Origin of the sequence: Gordonia sp. SID5947 (assembly GCF_009862785.1) — a bacterium.
Taxonomy (GTDB): domain Bacteria; phylum Actinomycetota; class Actinomycetes; order Mycobacteriales; family Mycobacteriaceae; genus Gordonia.
This window is the reverse complement of sequence record NZ_WWHU01000001.1, coordinates 4,505,882-4,522,105: the sequence shown is the minus strand read 5'-3', so window position 1 is coordinate 4,522,105 and position 16,224 is coordinate 4,505,882. Positions and strand designations below refer to the sequence as shown.

17 protein-coding genes, 4 tRNA genes and 2 pseudogenes are annotated in these 16,224 nt (G+C 67.0%); 4 read left to right on the top strand and 19 right to left on the bottom strand.

The window, feature by feature from the left end:
* Positions 1-4 precede the first annotated feature (4 nt).
* Positions 5-511: a TIGR04338 family metallohydrolase gene (locus GTV32_RS20785; protein ID WP_161061919.1), complete on the bottom strand. Its 507-nt coding sequence runs from the start codon at positions 509-511 to the stop codon at positions 5-7.
* A gap of 97 nt (positions 512-608) precedes the next feature.
* Here GTV32_RS20785 and GTV32_RS20780 point away from each other — a divergent pair, with 97 nt between their 5' ends.
* Complete coding sequence (locus GTV32_RS20780; RefSeq protein WP_343287407.1) at positions 609-1,712, top strand: YhjD/YihY/BrkB family envelope integrity protein; 1,104 nt, start codon at positions 609-611, stop codon at positions 1,710-1,712.
* Here GTV32_RS20780 and GTV32_RS20775 read toward each other — a convergent pair.
* The 11 genes and pseudogenes from GTV32_RS20775 to GTV32_RS24170 form a co-directional block, all read right to left on the bottom strand.
* A complete protein-coding gene (locus tag GTV32_RS20775; protein WP_161061918.1) occupies positions 1,610-2,440 on the bottom strand; it encodes a DUF2786 domain-containing protein in 831 nt (276 codons plus the stop codon). The two genes, GTV32_RS20780 and GTV32_RS20775, sit on opposite strands and share 103 nt — an antisense overlap.
* Before the next feature lie 52 nt (positions 2,441-2,492).
* The gene (locus tag GTV32_RS20770; protein WP_161061917.1) at positions 2,493-2,948 is read right to left on the bottom strand and encodes a VOC family protein; all 456 of its coding nucleotides are present in this window, start codon (positions 2,946-2,948) and stop codon (positions 2,493-2,495) included.
* Between the two features lie 68 nt (positions 2,949-3,016).
* Positions 3,017-3,286, bottom strand: a complete 270-nt coding sequence (locus tag GTV32_RS20765; RefSeq protein WP_161061916.1) for an excalibur calcium-binding domain-containing protein — start codon at positions 3,284-3,286, stop codon at positions 3,017-3,019.
* A gap of 99 nt (positions 3,287-3,385) precedes the next feature.
* A complete protein-coding gene (locus GTV32_RS20760) occupies positions 3,386-4,339 on the bottom strand; it encodes an L-lactate dehydrogenase (RefSeq protein WP_161061915.1) in 954 nt (317 codons plus the stop codon).
* Between the two features lie 252 nt (positions 4,340-4,591).
* Entirely contained in the window at positions 4,592-5,308 is a 717-nt protein-coding gene (gene rplA, locus GTV32_RS20755; RefSeq protein WP_161061914.1) for a 50S ribosomal protein L1, read from the bottom strand.
* 132 nt (positions 5,309-5,440) lie between these two features.
* Positions 5,441-5,875, bottom strand: coding sequence for a 50S ribosomal protein L11 (rplK, locus tag GTV32_RS20750; protein ID WP_161061913.1), 435 nt, complete (start codon positions 5,873-5,875; stop codon positions 5,441-5,443).
* Positions 5,876-6,002: 127 nt separating this feature from the next.
* Positions 6,003-6,878, bottom strand: coding sequence for a transcription termination/antitermination protein NusG (gene nusG / locus GTV32_RS20745; RefSeq protein ID WP_161061912.1), 876 nt, complete (start codon positions 6,876-6,878; stop codon positions 6,003-6,005).
* Positions 6,879-6,948: 70 nt separating this feature from the next.
* Positions 6,949-7,395, bottom strand: a complete 447-nt coding sequence (secE, locus tag GTV32_RS24175; RefSeq protein ID WP_161061911.1) for a preprotein translocase subunit SecE — start codon at positions 7,393-7,395, stop codon at positions 6,949-6,951.
* 37 nt (positions 7,396-7,432) lie between these two features.
* Positions 7,433-7,505 (bottom strand) — tRNA-Trp (locus GTV32_RS20735).
* Positions 7,506-7,801: 296 nt separating this feature from the next.
* Entirely contained in the window at positions 7,802-8,965 is a 1,164-nt protein-coding gene (locus GTV32_RS20730; RefSeq protein WP_343287406.1) for a PLP-dependent aminotransferase family protein, read from the bottom strand.
* A gap of 98 nt (positions 8,966-9,063) precedes the next feature.
* Positions 9,064-9,201: pseudogene (locus GTV32_RS24170) on the bottom strand (hypothetical protein); the annotation flags it as partial.
* Here GTV32_RS24170 and GTV32_RS20725 point away from each other — a divergent pair.
* Positions 9,176-10,018, top strand: a pseudogene (locus GTV32_RS20725) (DMT family transporter); the annotation flags it as partial. The pseudogenes GTV32_RS24170 and GTV32_RS20725 sit on opposite strands and share 26 nt — an antisense overlap.
* Positions 10,019-10,185: 167 nt before the next feature.
* Here GTV32_RS20725 and GTV32_RS20720 read toward each other — a convergent pair.
* From GTV32_RS20720 to GTV32_RS20700, 5 genes are all read right to left on the bottom strand, one after another.
* Positions 10,186-11,268: a fused (3R)-hydroxyacyl-ACP dehydratase subunits HadA/HadB gene (locus tag GTV32_RS20720; RefSeq protein ID WP_161061910.1), complete on the bottom strand. Its 1,083-nt coding sequence runs from the start codon at positions 11,266-11,268 to the stop codon at positions 10,186-10,188.
* Positions 11,269-11,519: 251 nt separating this feature from the next.
* Complete coding sequence (gene rpmG, locus GTV32_RS20715; protein WP_003929651.1) at positions 11,520-11,687, bottom strand: 50S ribosomal protein L33; 168 nt, start codon at positions 11,685-11,687, stop codon at positions 11,520-11,522.
* An 81-nt stretch (positions 11,688-11,768) separates the two neighbouring features.
* Positions 11,769-11,842 (bottom strand) — tRNA-Met (locus GTV32_RS20710).
* A 20-nt stretch (positions 11,843-11,862) separates the two neighbouring features.
* A tRNA-Thr gene (locus GTV32_RS20705) sits at positions 11,863-11,935 on the bottom strand.
* A gap of 124 nt (positions 11,936-12,059) precedes the next feature.
* Positions 12,060-12,140 (bottom strand) — tRNA-Tyr (locus GTV32_RS20700).
* Between the two features lie 148 nt (positions 12,141-12,288).
* On the opposite strand from GTV32_RS20700, the gene GTV32_RS20695 reads away from it, so the two are divergent.
* Positions 12,289-12,780: a YajQ family cyclic di-GMP-binding protein gene (locus GTV32_RS20695; RefSeq protein ID WP_161061909.1), complete on the top strand. Its 492-nt coding sequence runs from the start codon at positions 12,289-12,291 to the stop codon at positions 12,778-12,780.
* A 94-nt stretch (positions 12,781-12,874) separates the two neighbouring features.
* Here the strand turns inward: GTV32_RS20695 and htpX are convergent, their stop codons facing one another.
* Positions 12,875-13,735, bottom strand: coding sequence for a zinc metalloprotease HtpX (gene htpX, locus GTV32_RS20690; RefSeq protein ID WP_161061908.1), 861 nt, complete (start codon positions 13,733-13,735; stop codon positions 12,875-12,877).
* Between the two features lie 89 nt (positions 13,736-13,824).
* Positions 13,825-14,844 (bottom strand): polyprenyl synthetase family protein, encoded by a 1,020-nt coding sequence (locus GTV32_RS20685; RefSeq protein WP_161061907.1) that lies wholly within the window; start codon positions 14,842-14,844, stop codon positions 13,825-13,827.
* 102 nt (positions 14,845-14,946) lie between these two features.
* On the opposite strand from GTV32_RS20685, the gene GTV32_RS20680 reads away from it, so the two are divergent.
* A complete protein-coding gene (locus GTV32_RS20680; protein ID WP_343287405.1) occupies positions 14,947-16,221 on the top strand; it encodes a geranylgeranyl reductase family protein in 1,275 nt (424 codons plus the stop codon).
* Positions 16,222-16,224 lie beyond the last annotated feature (3 nt).

The window sequence follows — 16,224 nt, the reverse complement described above, 5'->3', positions numbered from 1 at the left end:
GTTATCACACCACTCCGCTGTCACCGAAGACCACGCGATAGACGAAACCCGCCTCCGGCCCCAGGACGAGCGTCACCAGATCCGTCAGTCCGACGGCGAACCCGCGACCGTGCGCCGGCCCCGACGATTCGTCGAGGTGATGGGCGAGCTCGTGAAGCACCACGAGTTCGCGCAGCGCCCATCGACCATCGGCTGACGACGGGATCGCGATCTGCGGCTCGGCATCCGGGGATCGCACATACTCCGCCGACCGATGACCCCGACGCTCCCTGACCCGTACCGGCAGGGTCGCGCGCCCGAACCGGGCACGGACCGACGGCATCGCCAGCACGCGATCGACGTAATCGCGGACCGACGCGATCGACCCGAAGTGTGCCTCGACGGGCAGGGTGAGCTCGGTTCCGGCGATCTGGACCGTGCGGTTCGATACGGCGCGATCGAACATCCGGTGCACCAGACGTTCGGCCTCATAGAGCCGGGCGCGGCCGGAGTCACGCGGCCGCGTGGTCACGCCATCACCCGCCGAATCCCCTCGGCGTCCGAACACCCATTACGCTCTGACCGTCGGTCCCCCGCCCCGGCAGCTCCCCGGAAAGGAGACGTCCACCGTGAGTTCTCCGTCTCTGGGCGCTCGGACCAGGGCCCGCGGCCTGGCCATCGCCGACCGCGCGCGTCGGATCCCCGGTGCGAACCTCGTTCTGCGGATCATTCGCGATCTCGCGGTGAACGACCTGACCGATCGCGCCATGACGCTCGCCGCCCAGGCCTTCACCTCGGTGCTTCCCATCGTCATCCTGCTCACCGCGTTGCCGAATCACACCTACCTGACCAAGGCGCTCGACGGCCTCGGCGTCGACCCGGGGCGCGTCGACCCGGGGCGCGTCGACATCGCTTCCACCAGCACCCCGCAGTCCCTCACCGCCTTCGGCATCCTGGGCGCCCTGATGACGATCGGCGGCGCCACCTCCCTCTCGCGCGCCCTGGGTCGCATGTATGTGTCGGTGTGGGAGGTGAACAAACTCCCCATCTCGGGTTGGTGGCGGTGGGTGGTGGTCATCTTCGCCATCCCGCTCGGCGTGGTCGCGCAAGGGCTCGCCGCCTCGCTGCACGGCATCTCGTTCACCGACGTCACGATCGACGGATACGGTGCACTGGGGGTGACGCTCGAGATCGTGGCGACCTTTCTCATCTGGTCGATCATGTGGGCGACACTGCCGCGGCTGCTGGTGAGTTCGCAGGTCCCGATGCGCCTGCTGGCGCTCAACGGTGCGGTCACCGGCATCTTCGTCACCGTCCTGATGGTGGGCAGTCGGCTCGCCCTGCCGACGATCATGGGCGAGACCACCAACCACTACGGCACACTCGGCATGGTGTTCGTGGCGATCAGCTGGTTGTTCTTCTTCGCGGGGATCGTGGTGGTCTGTGCCGTCGTCATCCATTCGCTGGTCTCCGACGAAGGGACGGTCGGGACGTGGATGCGTGCTCATGTCGGGGCTCCCCGGCCCTCGCGACGCGTCCAGCGAGACAACGCGTTCACCCTGGCGCCCACCTCCCCGACGACCCGACCGGACCGTAGCTTCTCACCCCTGGCGTTTCACCCTCCAGCGCCTCATCCCTCCAATTCGCCCCGAGGACCACCGAATTCGCGATCGGCGCCGATTCGCGCGCGGCGTCCCGCACGGTCGCCCGCCCGACGGGCGGCCTCGGAATAGCCTGCCGACGAACTCGCCGGCCGCCACGTGCCCCTCGCCTTCGACTCCGAACGATAGAAGTCAGCGACCTCGATCTCCTTGTCTCGCAAGGCCACTGCTGTCGACGAGGGCTTTCGCGCGCCGTCCGGGTCGGCGTTGAGCGCCTCGGCGCGGGCGTCCTCTCGGGCCTCGCTGAGCCGCTTGCCGATCCGCTCGGCGAACGCCGACTGGAAGTTGAGTCGCGCGGTGATCGGTGAGAGCGGCTTGGTCTCGACGACCCGTCGCGCCCGCCACCCGCCCCCACGGGTGACGACCCGGGAGAACTCTTCACCCTTGTAGGCGCCCGACCTCAGGTAGGCGTCGCTGGCCGCCACCATCTGCACCACCAACGACGTGTAGAGGGTCTCGCAGGTGTCGATGTCGGACCCGAACCCGTAGGCCATGACGAACGTCGAGTTGCCGGCCACGTCGACGGTCACGTCGTTGGCCTGCGCGATCGCGACGAACAGTTGCACATATGTGCGCAAGCCGCGTTTCCCGGCGGTACCGATGGAGATCTGCCGGGTGACCGGCGCGGTGTCGCGCCGGTCCGCCGGATCGTGCGAGCGGGCCACCGCCAGGTCGATCGATGCCGCGGTCGCCAGACGCTGCGCCGCCTGCATGAACGTCTCCGCCTCGTGCGGATTGTCGGTGCCCTCGGCCTGCCGCAGCAGGGCCGAGATGCGGGTGAGCAGCTTGTCGTCACGCATATGTATCAGACTATCGAGCGGCCTGATCGGTTCCACTCCGCGCGAAATTGCTTCAGCGCTCGGGCGCCCACCGTGCGATGTCGTCGTCGGAGACCTCGCGTACGTCGGTCCGCTGGGTCATCCGGAGGTGGTTGCCGAACGGGTCGCGGAACGCACAGTCGACGCCGTACGGCTGGTCTACCGGTTCCTGCGTGAACTCGACGCCCTTGGCCACCAGGTCGGCGTAGGTGCTCGGGCAGTCGTCGGTGGCGAGGATGGTCGTCCCGAGCGCGCCGCTGGTGAGCAGATCACGAACTCCGGCGGCGGCCTCGTCCGAGATCGCCGGGGGCCCGGGTATCGAGAGCAGGATCTCGCGGTCGGGCTGATCGGGTGCGGCGATGGTCAGCCAACGCATGAATCCCATGTCGACATCGGAGGTGACCGCGAAACCGAGTTTGCCGACGTAGAACTCGAGTGCGGCGTCCTGGTCGAGCACATAGATGGAGTGGATGCTGATTCCGTTGATCATGCGCCAGAGGTTACGACGGTCGGGGTTGCCAGACGCCGGTTCTCGTCCTCATGCGGAGAGAACACCGTTCAGTGTTTCTCACAGGCGATGCCGTCATTGTCGCGGTCGTGCGACGATTCCTGGTTGTACAGGTCGTTGTTCACCGTGAAGTTGGTGACCGGCGTGCCCGATGTCGAGTCGACGGCACCGGATTGACCGACACCGTGCGGGTAGTCGGCGTTGAGCGCCTTGCAATTGGAGTATGCAGAGGCACCTGCCGGAGCAGCCACCATCAACGGTGCGACCGCCAGGGTCACCGTTGCCAACATCCCGACGACGATCTTCCGCGAGGACTGCATGGCAGCCACCTCTTCCCACATTCGTTGACGAATGCGCTGACGGTAGCCCCGCGGCTTCGGACCGGGAATCGGACCAGGTTGGTCCGAACGACCGAATGGCTAGAGTCCGAATTTCGCCTGCATCGCCCGCAGGGTTTCCGCCGACGTCATCAATCCGGACAGCTCCTCATCGGACATCGGCATCTCCAGGCGGGTCCGCGCTCCCCCGCGGTCGACGATGGTCGGCAACGAGAGACATACGTCGTCGAGCCCCTCGTAGCCTGCGGCGACCGTCGACACCGGCAGCACGCGGTGCTCGTTGTTCAACACCGCCTCGACGATGCGGGTGGCAGCCAGGCCGATCGCGTAATTCGTCGCGCCCTTGCCCTCGATGATCTTGTAGGCGGCGTGGATCACCTCGTGGTGAATGCGTTCGCGAGCGGCCCCGTCGATGGCCTGACCGTCACCCAACGGCTTCCATTGCAGCAGCGGCACACCGCCGATGCTGGCCGAACTCCACAGCGGGATCTCGCTGTCACCGTGCTCGCCGACGATGTAGGCATGCACGTTCTGAACTGCGACATCGCAGTGCTGCGCAATCAGGAACCGCAGTCGCGACGAGTCCAGCACGGTGCCCGAACCGAAGAGCTGATTGTTCGGCAGCCCACTGAATTTCAGCGCCGCGTAGGTCACGATGTCGACCGGGTTGGTGACCATCACATAGACCGCGTTCGGGGCCACCTCGAGAACGCCGGGCATGATCTTCTTCGTCAGACCGATGGTGGCCTCGGCCAGGTCCAGCCGCGATTGGCCGGGCTTCTGCTTCGCGCCTGCCGTGAAGACCACCACGTCGGCATCGGCGCAGACCGACACGTCGTCGTCGCCGATGATGTCGGCGCGTGGGACGAACTCGAGTCCATGCGACATGTCGAGGACCTCGGCGGTCACCTTCGCGGTGTTGATGTCCATCAACGCGATCGTCCGTGCCACGCCCCGGATCAGCGACGCATAGGCGACGGCGGTGCCGACCGCGCCCGCTCCGATGATCGCCAGCTTCGTCGGTCGTACGTCCATCAACTCACCACCTGGTCGTGTGCGGCCGCCCCTGGCCGCGATTATTCACGGCCGCGGCAGGGTGTGCAGCGCGACGACGGATACAACTGCGGTGCCAGCGGGTCGCGACGACAACTATTGACGTCGAGGTCCGCTCACGCCGCATCTGGAGACGAGCCCCGAGACGGGCGAAGCCCCCGACCGATGTGGTCGGGGGCTTCGACGCGTATCTCACCGCTCCCTGCGGAGCGAGCCTGCGAGCGTCTCGAAGGGTCAGGCCTGGGGCGGCTCGGCGAAGTTCCGGGTCACCAGCGGGTCGACCGGGATGCCCGGGCCCGTGGTGGTGGAGACGGTGACCTTCTTGACGTAACGCCCCTTGGCCGCGGACGGCTTGGCACGCATGATCTCGTCGTAGGCGGCACCGTAGTTCTCGGCCAGCTTCTCGACGTCGAACGACGCCTTGCCGATGACGAAGTGCAGGTTCGCGGCCTTGTCGACGCGGAAGTTGATCTTGCCGCCCTTGATGTCGTTGACGGCCTTGGTGACGTCGGTGGTCACGGTGCCCGTCTTGGGGTTCGGCATCAGACCGCGCGGGCCGAGCACGCGTGCGATGCGGCCGACTTTGGCCATCTGGTCCGGGGTGGCGATCGCGGCGTCGAACTCCAGCCAGCCGCCCTGGATCTTCTCGATCAGGTCCTCGGCGCCGACCTCGTCGGCGCCGGCAGCGACGGCCTCGGCGGCCTTGTCGCCGGCGGCGAACACGATCACGCGGGCGGTCTTACCGGTGCCGTGCGGCAGGTTGACGGTGCCGCGGACCATCTGGTCGGCCTTGCGCGGGTCGACGCCCAGCCGGATGGCGACCTCGACGGTCGAGTCGGTGTTCTTCGACGACGTGTCCTTGGCGAGCTGCGCAGCTTCCAGCGGGCTGTACAGCTTGCTCTTGTCGACCTGCTCCGCGGCGGCGCGGTAGGCCTTGCTCTTCTGTGCCATTGCTCTGTTCTTTCTCCGTGAATGATTTTCGGGTTGGTGGTAGCTGGGCCGAGCCGGCCCTCCCACGTTTACCGCCGGTCGAGTCGCCCCGAAGCATGCGCTGAGGGCGTATCGAGACAGCGGTGGGCGAGATCAGCCCTCGACGTTGATACCCATCGACCGTGCAGTACCGGCGATGATCTTCGCGGCCTGGTCGATGTCGTTCGCGTTGAGGTCTTCCTGCTTGGTCTTGGCGATCTCACGGACCTGGTCCATGCTGACCTTGCCGACCTTGTTGGTGTGCGGCTCGCCGGAGCCCTTCTGCACACCGGCAGCCTTGAGCAGGAGCTTCGCAGCCGGCGGGGTCTTCAACTTGAAGTCGAACGAGCGATCTTCGTACACGAAGATCTCCACCGGGATGACGTTGCCGCGCTGCGACTCGGTCGCCGCGTTGTACGCCTTGCAGAACTCCATGATGTTCACGCCGTGCTGACCGAGCGCCGGACCCACGGGCGGAGCCGGGTTGGCCTGGCCTGCCTGGATCTGGAGCTTGATGATCCCGGCGATCTTCTTCTTCTTGGGAGGCATCTATTGTTCCTTGTTTGTTTTCTTGCAGATCCACGTCCGCTGGAGACGTGAAAGTCTTGTTGTCACTCGTCCGGCCTTCGTGATGCTCGCTCGTTCCTCGCGGGCTCCCGCTCGGGGCCGGACGGGGCTAAATCTTTTCGACCTGGTTGAAGCCGAGCTCGACCGGGGTCTCGCGTCCGAAGATCGACACCAGGACCTTGACCTTGCGCTGCTCGGCGTTGACCTCGCTGATCGACGCGGGCAGGGTCGCAAACGGGCCGTCCATGACGGTGACGGACTCGCCGACCTCGAAGTCCACCTCGATGACCGCGGTTGCCGCAGCGGCAGCCGCTTCGACACCCTCGGCACCGGCACCCTTGGCGGCGGCGGGCTTCTTGGTCTCGACGCGCGGCATCAGGAACTGCAGCACCTCGTCGAGCGACAACGGCGACGGCTTGGAGGTCATCCCGACGAAACCGGTAACACCCGGGGTGTTGCGCACGGCGCCCCACGAGTCGTCGTTGAGGTCCATGCGCACCAGGATGTAGCCCGGCAGCACCTTGCGGTTGACCTTCTTCGGCTGGCCGTTCTTGATCTCGGTGACCTCTTCGGTCGGTACCTCGACCTGGAATATGTAGTCGCCGACGTCGAGGTTCTGCACACGGGTCTCGAGGTTGGCCTTCACCTTGTTCTCGTAGCCCGCATAGCTGTGGATGACGTACCAGTCACCGGGTGCGCGGCGAAGCTGCTTGCGAAGTTCCTCGACCGGGTCGAGGTCCTCGGCAGGCTCCTCGGCGACAGCCTCGTCGGCGACGGCTTCGTCACCGGTGTCACTGTCCTCGGCGGCTTCGGCTTCCTCGACGACGGCCTCGCCGCCGTCGACGGCTGCGGCGTCATCCTCGGCGGCCTCGACCTGCGCCTCGACACCGGGGTCGTCGGTCTCGTCGGCGGTGTCCACCGCCGACGTGTCGACCTCACCGATCGACTCTGCGGTCGGTTCGATCTCGTTCTCCGGGGTGCTCACTGCAGCCCACGCTCCTCTGTCGGTTCCGGTCGTCCTGGCCTGGGCCTGTGCCCCACTGGTGTGGGCGGCGTCAGCCGAACAACCAGAGAACTCCCTTGGCGAAGGCGAGGTCGAGGCCGGAGATGAAGGCGGTCATCACGATCACGAAAATCAGCACGACGATCGTGTAGGTGATCATCTCGCTGCGCGTCGGCCAGATGACCTTCTTCAGTTCGGCGACGACCTGCTGCAGGAAAACCCAGATCCGAACGAACGGATTGCGACTCTCGCCGGCAGGTGCCTTCTTCTTGCGTTCTTTGACCGCGACCGCGGATCCGGTGTCGGTATCCGTGTCGCCGTCGGTGCTGGAGGCACTCGTGGACGAACGACGACCCCTCGACGAGCGCTTGCCCGACGGACGCAGTTCACCTGACTCCGCGCCGTCGACGTCTTCGCGACCTTCGAGCTCCTCCACCGACTCGGCAGAGGTGTCCTCCGCGGCGTCTTTGGCGCGGGCAGCTCGATCTCGCTTGCTCACTTCGAGGTCCTCTCGTCTACGTATGCCCTCACCAGGGCAGGGGCGACAGGACTTGAACCTGCAACCTGCGGTTTTGGAGACCGCTGCTCTGCCAGTTGAGCTACGCCCCTTTGCGACTGTGCGTGGCTGTAAGCCACGGTACAGCTGCCTTCTCGACCTCCTCAGATCGGAAAACTCCCGACAAAACCAACGCGCCACCCTATGGGCAGCGCGCAAGTCTGAGTCAATCCAGACACTTCAGTGTAGATCACTGCCCAGGACAAACCCAAAACGGGCGCCAACCCCTTGCCGAACCCGGACCCGGGGCGGGGTTTATCCCCCGGGTATCGCCGAACTCTCCGCAAGTTCGTGGAGGTTTTGACGATACCCGGAGGAGGAGCGAGCCAGCGGCCCCAGGCGTTCGTTCCTACAGTGCGCCCGCCAGGATCTCCACCGCCTCCGCGTACCGATCCGGCGACGCCGCGGCGAAGTTGAGCCGGATATACGGGCCGGTCGGCTCGGTCGGAAACCATTCCCCACCCGGTGAGATCGACAGTCCGCGCGCCAGCGTCCGGGCCGCGACGAGCTCGGCATCGGTCGGCGATCCGTCGGCTCCGTGGGCGGGCAAGGCGGCCCAGAGGTTCAGGCCACCGCGCGGCACTCGCTCCACCTCCACCATCGGGGCCCCGGAAGCGAGCGCACCGACCAACGCGTCGCGCCGGGCCTCCAGTGTCCGGCGCAGACGCAGCAGATGGGTGCGCCACGCCGGCCGCGACACCACGTCGAGTGCCACCGCCTGCAAGACCGGCGCGACATACAGATCCGACACGGTCAGCGCGTTCTCGATTCGTGTCCGGGCCGGCCCGCGGGCGAGCAGCGCGGCGACCCGGACCGTCAGCGACAGGCTCTTGGTGAGCGATCGGATGTAGACCACGTGCCCGTCGGTGTCCGAGCACACCAGCGGCCGGGGCCGGGACTCCATCGCGAAGTCATGTGCCCAGTCGTCCTCGATGACAAAGGCCCGGTGCGCGCGGACCACCGCCAAGACCTCGTTGCGCTGAGCCGCCGTCCAGACATCACCGGTCGGGTTCGCGAAGGTGGGTTGCACATACGCCAGGCGTGCCCCCGACGTCGCGAACGCCTCGTCGAGGTCGACCGCGGCGGGCGCGCCCTCGGTGCGTGGCACGGGCACGATGACGAGCCCCGCCTGGCGCGCTGCCGCGATCGCACCCCAGTAGGTCGGCGATTCCATCACGATGGGGTCGCCGGGGGCGGCGAGGGCACGGAAGGTCGCGGCGAGCGCAGCCTGGCCGCCGGAGGCGATCACCGCGTCGGTGTCCCGCCACCCGTCTGCGTCGAGTTCGTCGACGAACCAGCGTCGCAGGTCGGGCAGACCGGCGGTGGGCGGACGATGGAATATGTCCGCCCGCCGGGCGACTCGCGTGAAAGCGCTGCGAACCTCGCGGGCGGGCAGCAGCTCGACGTCGGGGTAGCCGCTGTGCATGGCGATGGTGTCGTGGGGATCTGCCGCATCGTCGAGCCGATCGAGGACGCACCAGCACGTTCCGGGCCGAGTGCCGCGGTCTGCCACGCGACATCGGCCCGGCCCGACGCGGCTGAGCGTCGCCTCACGAATGTCCCGGAACCGGAACGGGTCTCGACGACGCCCTCGGCGACCAACTGCGCGAGCGCGCGCTGCACGGTCACCGGTCCGGCCCCGAACCGCGAGGCCAGCGCGCGCGTGGAGGGTAGTCGGCTCCCCGCCTCGGCAGCGGCGGCGACAGAACGGAGATGCTGCGCGATGCGGTCGCTGCTATCGTCGGACATGAAGATCAATAATAGCGCTATCGGACTTCGGGTCCCTCCGCTTTCGCAGTCGGGCATCCTGTGGGGTCTGCTCGGCGTGGTCGCTTTCTCCTTCACCGTGCCGTTCACCCGAGTCGCAGTGCAGGGACTCGACCCGATGTTCATCGGTTGTGGGCGCGCCGTCGTCGCCGCCGGACTTGCCGCGATCGCACTCACGGCCGGTCGTGCCGCCCTCCCGACGGCTCGGCAGCTGCTACGGCTTCTACCGGTGTCGTTCGGCGTGGTGGCCGGGTTCCCGATCCTGACGTCGCTTGCACTCCGCGACGTCGGTGCCGGGCACTCGGCGGTGATCATCGGCATGCTCCCGGCAGCGACCGCCGTGGTGGTGGTGATGCGGACCCGGGAACGCCCCAGCCGACGGTTCTGGGTGGGTGCAGCGCTCGGTGCCGGCGCCACCGGCGTGTTCACCGTCGCTGCTCACGGCGACGTCGGAGCCGCGAGTATCAGCGATCTGTATCTGCTCGGTGCGGTCGTGCTCGCGGCGATCGGGTACGCACAGGGCGGCATGATGGCCCGCGAACTCGGAGCCTGGCAGACCATCTGCTGGGCACTTCTGCTTGCGTTGCCGGTCATGCTGGCCGCCACGCTCATTGTCACCGGCGGTCGATTGCCGCACGCGACGACCGGTCAGTGGGCGGCGTTCGCCTATCTCAGCGCCATCAGCATGTTCCTCGGCTTCTTCGCCTGGTATCGAGGGCTGGCCCTGGGCCCGATGACGACGGTGAGTCAGATCCAGCTCGTGCAGCCGGTGCTGACCGTCGCGTGGGCGGTCCTGCTGCTCGGCGAGCCACTGTCGCTGCCGCTGGTGATCGGCGGCGCCGCCGTGATCATGTGCGCCGGGTTCACCGTGCGCAGTCGGGTGGCCGCGACCTCCACCGACGCGACAGCGCGGCAGGAGATGGATGATCCATCCCCGCCGCGCTGCGCTGAGTGTGTTCGGGTCCGTCAGTTGAACTGGACGTGCGCCTGTGCACGACCGAAGATCTTGCGGTCACCCTGCTTGGCGACCATCGCGATCACGCCACGCCGGGTCTCCGGGTCGAGCGACTTGATCTTGCCGGTGAAGTCGACCTGGGCGTAGCCCTCGGCGGGAACGTACACGGGGCTGGTGAAGCGCACGTTGTACTCGAAGATCGCCGCGGGATCGCCGACGAAGCTGCTGATGAAGCTGGCGCCCAGCCCCATCGACTGCATGCCGTGCGCGACGACGGTCTCCAACCCGATGACCTTCGCGACCTCGTCGGAGAAGTGGATCGGGTTCGGGTCGCCTGCGACACCGGCATAGTTGACCAGGTTGCCGCGGGTCAGGGTCTTGGTGACCGGCGGCAGCTCCTGGCCGACGCTCAGGTCGTCGAAGTCGATCGCCGCGTACGGCTTCGGGTCGACCACCGGATCCGGCTGGGAGTACCGGTCGAAGGGACCGTGCACGGTGTGCGGCATCTCCGGCTCGCGGTCGACCTTCATCATCACGTGCTCGAGCTTGTCGAGCACCTCGGGATCCGCCTCGACGGCCGGACGGGCCACCAGGCTCGTCCAGGTGGTCATCACGGGCTCGTCGCGCTGGTTCCAGATGATGTTCTTGGTGACCAGCACGTCGGTGCCGGCCATCTGCCGGAACGAGTCGAGTGAGACGTCGCAGATCAACTGGTCGCCGACCTTGATGGGGTTGTGGAACACGAGACGCTGATCGGTCTGCATGATCTGCCACAGGTCGTAGCCGGTGACGACGTCTTCGAACAGGCGACGCTGGGCGATGATGCCGAGCACCGACACGAAGGTGGGGGCCGCGATCAGGGTGTCGTGGCCCATCTCCTTGGCAGCGGCCTCGTTCCAGTGCACCGGGTGGTCGTCCTGGACGGCGCGGGCGTGCTTGCGGACCTCTTCGCGCCCGACCTCGTAGTAGTCGTCGACGGTGTAGTTGAAACCCACCATCTCCTTGGTGTGGGCGGCGATCTCCTCAGGGGTGAGTTTCACGCCCTTCTTCAACGCCTCGATCCGTTCCTGAACCTCGGCTTCGCTGACTGACATCGAGTGCCGCTCCTTTGCTCGGCCATTCCGCAGATGGCCAGGATCTCGTGGACTGTTCCTCGTCGTGACGAGGTAGGGCATGGTCCACGGCGGTAGCCGTCGCGTGGAGGGCAACTCCCATCGCTACCGCTTGGTGTGTACTGCCGTTCGTGCTCTCAGGGGGTCCGACGACGGAGTCCCCCTGCCACGGTAATGGCTGCGGGCCACCTCATCAGAGGTAGCCCGCGTATTTGCCATGTTCCGCTGATCGCTCAGCGCGATTCCTTGTGCGCCTGATGCTTGCCACAGTTCGGGCAGAACTTCTTGATCTCGAGGCGATCGGGATCGTTGCGACGGTTCTTCTTGGTGATGTAGTTGCGGTGCTTGCACACCTCGCACGCCAAGGTGATCTTGGGGCGAACATCTGTTGAGGAGGCCACTTCGTTGCCTTCTTTCGGGTGGTACGTGGCGGGCTCGGCAGCCCTTTGCGTTTCGGGTCCGAGCTGGTCGGCACCGATGTGTAGCGGTGGAGGGACTCGATCCCTCGACCTCACGATTATGAGTCGTGCGCTCTAACCAGCTGAGCTACACCGCCATGTGGACTGGGGTCCAGCGAGCCCCCTGACGGAATCGAACCGTCGACCTTTTCCTTACCATGGAAACGCTCTGCCGACTGAGCTAAGGGGGCGTGCCCGAACGAACCCGCAGGCTGTTCGAGAGCCTTAACGAGGTTACACACGAACCCAGGCGCTCACCAAATCGCTGGTCAGCGACCGGTGGCGAGCGCCATGAGTTCAGCGTGGACCACGTTGTGGCAGGTATAGGATTCGAACCTATGTAGCTTGCGCGACGGATTTACAGTCCGCTCCCTTTGGCCGCTCGGGCAACCTGCCGTTGCTGTACTCCCGGTCGCCGTGACGCCCGCAAGAACAACGCCGTGAAGAATACAACGAGCAGCCCATGTCCACGCAAACCGGCTGCTCAGCGACGCACGGCCGGGTTCACACCGCGACGTCGGGCGCGACGGATAGGCTGTCGGGCATGGCTGATTCATCGTTCGACGTGGTGAGCAAGGTCGACCGTCAAGAGGTCGACAACGCCCTCAACCAGGCCGCCAAGGAACTGTCGCAGCGCTACGACTTCCGCGGGACCAACACCGGCATCGAGTGGTCGGGCGAGGAGGCGATCGTCATCACCTCCGATGCCGAAGAACGCGCCCAGGCCGGACTCGAGGTCTTCAAAGAGAAGCTCATCCGCCGCGACATCTCGCTCAAGGCCTTCGACGCCGGTGAGCCTGCGGCGTCGGGCAAGACGTTCAAGATCTCCGGGAAGATCGTCGAGGGAATCGACTCCGAGCACGCCAAGAAGATCTCCAAGAAGATCCGCGACGAGGGCCCCAAGGGCGTCAAGGCGCAGATCCAGGGCGAGGAGCTGCGGGTGTCGAGCAAGAAGCGCGACGACCTGCAGGCGGTCATCTCGCTACTCAAGGGCGAGGACTTCGGCATCGCGTTGCAGTTCGTCAACTACCGCTAGCGCGGCCCCAACCGTCGAGCGAGCAGCCGGGCGAGAGCAGCGAGCCCGGCATTTCGAGATCACCCCCGACGACGCCGCGCCGACCGGCCGCCCCCTAACCCCGGCCCGACCGCCGGGCCATCTCCTGCAACCGCGCGATACGGTCCGGGGTCGGCGGGTGCGACGAGAACATCTTGGCGACGTTCCCCCCGCGGAACGGGTTGGCGATCATCATGTGGGACTGCGACTCGATCTTCGGGTCCGGCGGCAGCGGCGCCTGATCGATCCCGCCGCTGATCTTCGCCAGCGCCGAGGCGAGTGCCAGCGGATCGCCGGTGAGCTCCGCACCCGACTCGTCGGCCTGGTACTCACGCGACCGCGACACCGACATCTTGATCAACGACGCCGCCAGCGGCCCCAGCAGAGTGATCATCAGGACCCCGAGGATGCCGGGACCGTTCCCGTCACGATTCCCGCCGCCGAAGAAGAACGCGAAGTTCGCCAGGCCGGTGATGACCGACGCCATCGCCCCGGCCACCGACGAGATCAGGATGTCCCGGTTGTAGACATGCGACAGCTCATGGCCGAGCACGGCACGCAGCTCCCGCTCGTCGAGCAACCGCATGATGCCGGCGGTGCAGCACACAGCGGCGTTCTTCGGATTGCGACCGGTCGCGAACGCGTTGGGCGACTCGGTCGGGCTGATGTAGAGCGCGGGCATCGGCTGGCGGGCCGTCGTCGCGAGCTCTCGGACGATCCGGTACAGCACCGGCGCCTCGACCTCGGTCACCGGCTGCGCATGCATCGACCGCAATGCCAGCTTGGCCGAGTTGAAATAGACGTAGGCATTCATTCCGACCGCCGCGAGCACCGCGAGCAGCAAGATGGTCGGGCTACGGAAAAGCGCCCCGATCCCGACGATGATCGCCGACATCAGACCCATCAGCGCCGCGGTCTTCAGGCCATTGAAGTGCATCTGTCCCTCGTTCTGAGCATCCGACCCGGCGCCCGTCGCCAGGTCCTTCACATGCCGAACGAACAGATGGCCCCCTGAGTTTCCCCGCTCTACCCGGTCCGATCGATGGTGTATCGCACGAGCGACGACAACGCCGTGTGCGCGGGCCCCTCGGGCAGCTGTGCGAGCTCGGCCTCGGCCTCGTCGGCGTATGCGCGCAGACGGTCGTGCGCCGCGACCATGCCGGGTGACGCATTCAGCACCTCGATGGCCTCCGCGACCGCCGCGTCGTCGGTCACCGGCCGCGCCGCGCCGGTCTGGGGATCGATGAGCAGTTCGCGCAGCCGCGTGGACGCCGCGTCGTCGCCACGCAGCGCGTAGAGCACGGGCAGGGTGTGCACGCCCTCGCGCAGGTCGGTGCCCGGGGTCTTTCCGGAGTCGCCGGTCGCCGAGCTGATGTCGATGATGTCGTCGGAGATCTGGAAGGCGGTACCGATGATGTCGCCGAGGCGCGACAGCCGTTCGATGCGCTCGGGAGCCGCGTCCGATGCCATCGCGCCGAAGCGTCCGGCCGCCGCGATGAGCGAGCCGGTCTTCTCCCAGACCACCTGCAGATAGTGATCGATGGGGTCGCCGCCTTCGCGGACTCCGACGGTCTCGCGCATCTGTCCGGTGACCAGCTCGGCAAACGTCTCGGCGATGATCCGCACCGCATCGGGGCCGAGAGTCGACACCAGCCGCGATGCCCGTGCGAACAGGAAGTCGCCGGAGAGGATGGCCACGCTGTTGGTCCACCGCGCATTGGCGCTCGGCGCACCGCGCCGCAACTGCGCCTCGTCCATCACGTCGTCGTGGTACAGCGTCGCCAGATGGATCATCTCGACGACAGTCGCCGAGGTGATCACCTCGGACGCCTCGGGACGTTCGCCGAATTGGGAAGCCAGAATCGCGAACATGGGACGGAATCGCTTGCCCCCGGCCCTGGCCAGATGCGTCGCGGCTTCGGTCATGATCTCGTCGCCCGACGAGAGTTCAGCCAGTAGCAGGTCCTCGACCTGCGCCAACGATCCCCGCACGGTGTCGGCGAACTCGTCGGTGCCCAGGTCCAGCCCGGCGAATGTGGACTTCACGCGTTCCACCGCTCCATCTCGTCGTCGGTCTCGAGGGCCGCCGGTCACAGTCGGGGCCTGCTGCCGAGCGTAGTCGCTGATGCGGGCCGACATACTGGTCGGGTGAGTAGCGACATACCCCCGCCCCGGATACCGCAGCGCGCCGAGGTCCTCGTCGTGGGTGCCGGTCCGGGCGGATCAGCGGCGGCCGCGCATGCCGCGGCCGCGGGACACGACGTGGTCCTGCTGGACGCGGCCACTTTTCCCCGCGACAAGACCTGCGGCGACGGACTGACGCCGCGTGCGGTCGCCGAGCTCGACCACCTCGGCTTCGGCCACTACCTCGACGACCGGCCACGACTCGACGGTCTCGCCCTGCACGGATGGGGAACCGCACAGCAGATCCGCTGGCCCTCCGGGCGCTTCCCCTCCTTTGGCAGTGCCGTGTCGCGAGTCGAACTCGACGACGAGATCCGCGCGCTCGCGGTGGCGCGGGGCGCCCAGATGGTTCAGGGCGCGAAAGCGATCGACGTGTCGATGCGCGACGGCCGGATCGCGGAGGTGGTGGTCGACACCGCCGACGGCGTCCGATCGATCGCGGTGCGCGACGTGATCGTCGCCGACGGCGTGCGATCCGGGCTCGGCAAGGTGTTGGGGCGCGAATGGCACCGCGACACCGCGTACGGGGTGGCCGCACGTGCTTATGTGCGTTCGGGGCGGGCCGACGACAACTGGATGGGCTCGCACCTCGAACTGCGCGGCCCCGACGGCACACTGCTGCCCGGATACGGATGGGTGTTCCCGCTCGGCGGCGCCGGCGACAACTTGCTCAACGTCGGCGTCGGCGCACTCGCCACCGCGAAGCGCCCCGCGCACATGGCGTTGCGCCCCATCCTCGAGCACTACGCGCGGATGGTCGGCGACGAGTGGGCGATCGAGGGCCCCCCGCAACGTCTCACCTCGGCCCTCCTCCCGATGGGTGGTGCCGTCACCGGCGTGGCCGGCCCGAACTGGATGCTCATCGGCGACGCTGCGGCATGCGTCAACCCACTCAACGGCGAGGGCATCGACTACGCGCTGGAGAGCGGTCGTCTCGCCGTCGAGATGCTCGACGAGACACGGCGTTCTCCTGACCACACCACCCGGTGGCGCGACGTGTTGATCGGGCAGTACGGCCTCGCGTTCTCCGCGGCCCGAAGACTTGCCGGGGTGCTGACGGTCCCGCAGGCCGTGCCGACCCTCGGCAGGCCCGGCATCCGTTCGGCCCATCTGATGTCGATGGTGGTGCGTGTGATGGGCAACCTGATCACGCCTGACGACGCCGATCTCGTGGCGCGCGCATGGCGGACGGCCGGCCGGGTGTCGACCCGGATCGACGACCGCCCACCGTTCCGATGACAC

What these genes read in the sequence shown, in the direction of transcription:
- GTV32_RS20775 (WP_161061918.1), bottom strand. Translation starts at nt 2,440, where the DNA reads ATGCGTGACGACAAGCTGCTCACCCGCATCTCGGCCCTGCTGCGGCAG.
- GTV32_RS20770 (WP_161061917.1), bottom strand. Translation starts at nt 2,948, where the DNA reads ATGATCAACGGAATCAGCATCCACTCCATCTATGTGCTCGACCAGGAC.
- GTV32_RS20765 (WP_161061916.1), bottom strand. Translation starts at nt 3,286, where the DNA reads ATGCAGTCCTCGCGGAAGATCGTCGTCGGGATGTTGGCAACGGTGACC.
- GTV32_RS20760 (WP_161061915.1), bottom strand. Translation starts at nt 4,339, where the DNA reads ATGGACGTACGACCGACGAAGCTGGCGATCATCGGAGCGGGCGCGGTC.
- rplA (WP_161061914.1), bottom strand. Translation starts at nt 5,308, where the DNA reads ATGGCACAGAAGAGCAAGGCCTACCGCGCCGCCGCGGAGCAGGTCGAC.
- rplK (WP_161061913.1), bottom strand. Translation starts at nt 5,875, where the DNA reads ATGCCTCCCAAGAAGAAGAAGATCGCCGGGATCATCAAGCTCCAGATC.
- GTV32_RS20720 (WP_161061910.1), bottom strand. Translation starts at nt 11,268, where the DNA reads ATGTCAGTCAGCGAAGCCGAGGTTCAGGAACGGATCGAGGCGTTGAAG.
- GTV32_RS20695 (WP_161061909.1), top strand. Translation starts at nt 12,289, where the DNA reads ATGGCTGATTCATCGTTCGACGTGGTGAGCAAGGTCGACCGTCAAGAG.
- htpX (WP_161061908.1), bottom strand. Translation starts at nt 13,735, where the DNA reads ATGCACTTCAATGGCCTGAAGACCGCGGCGCTGATGGGTCTGATGTCG.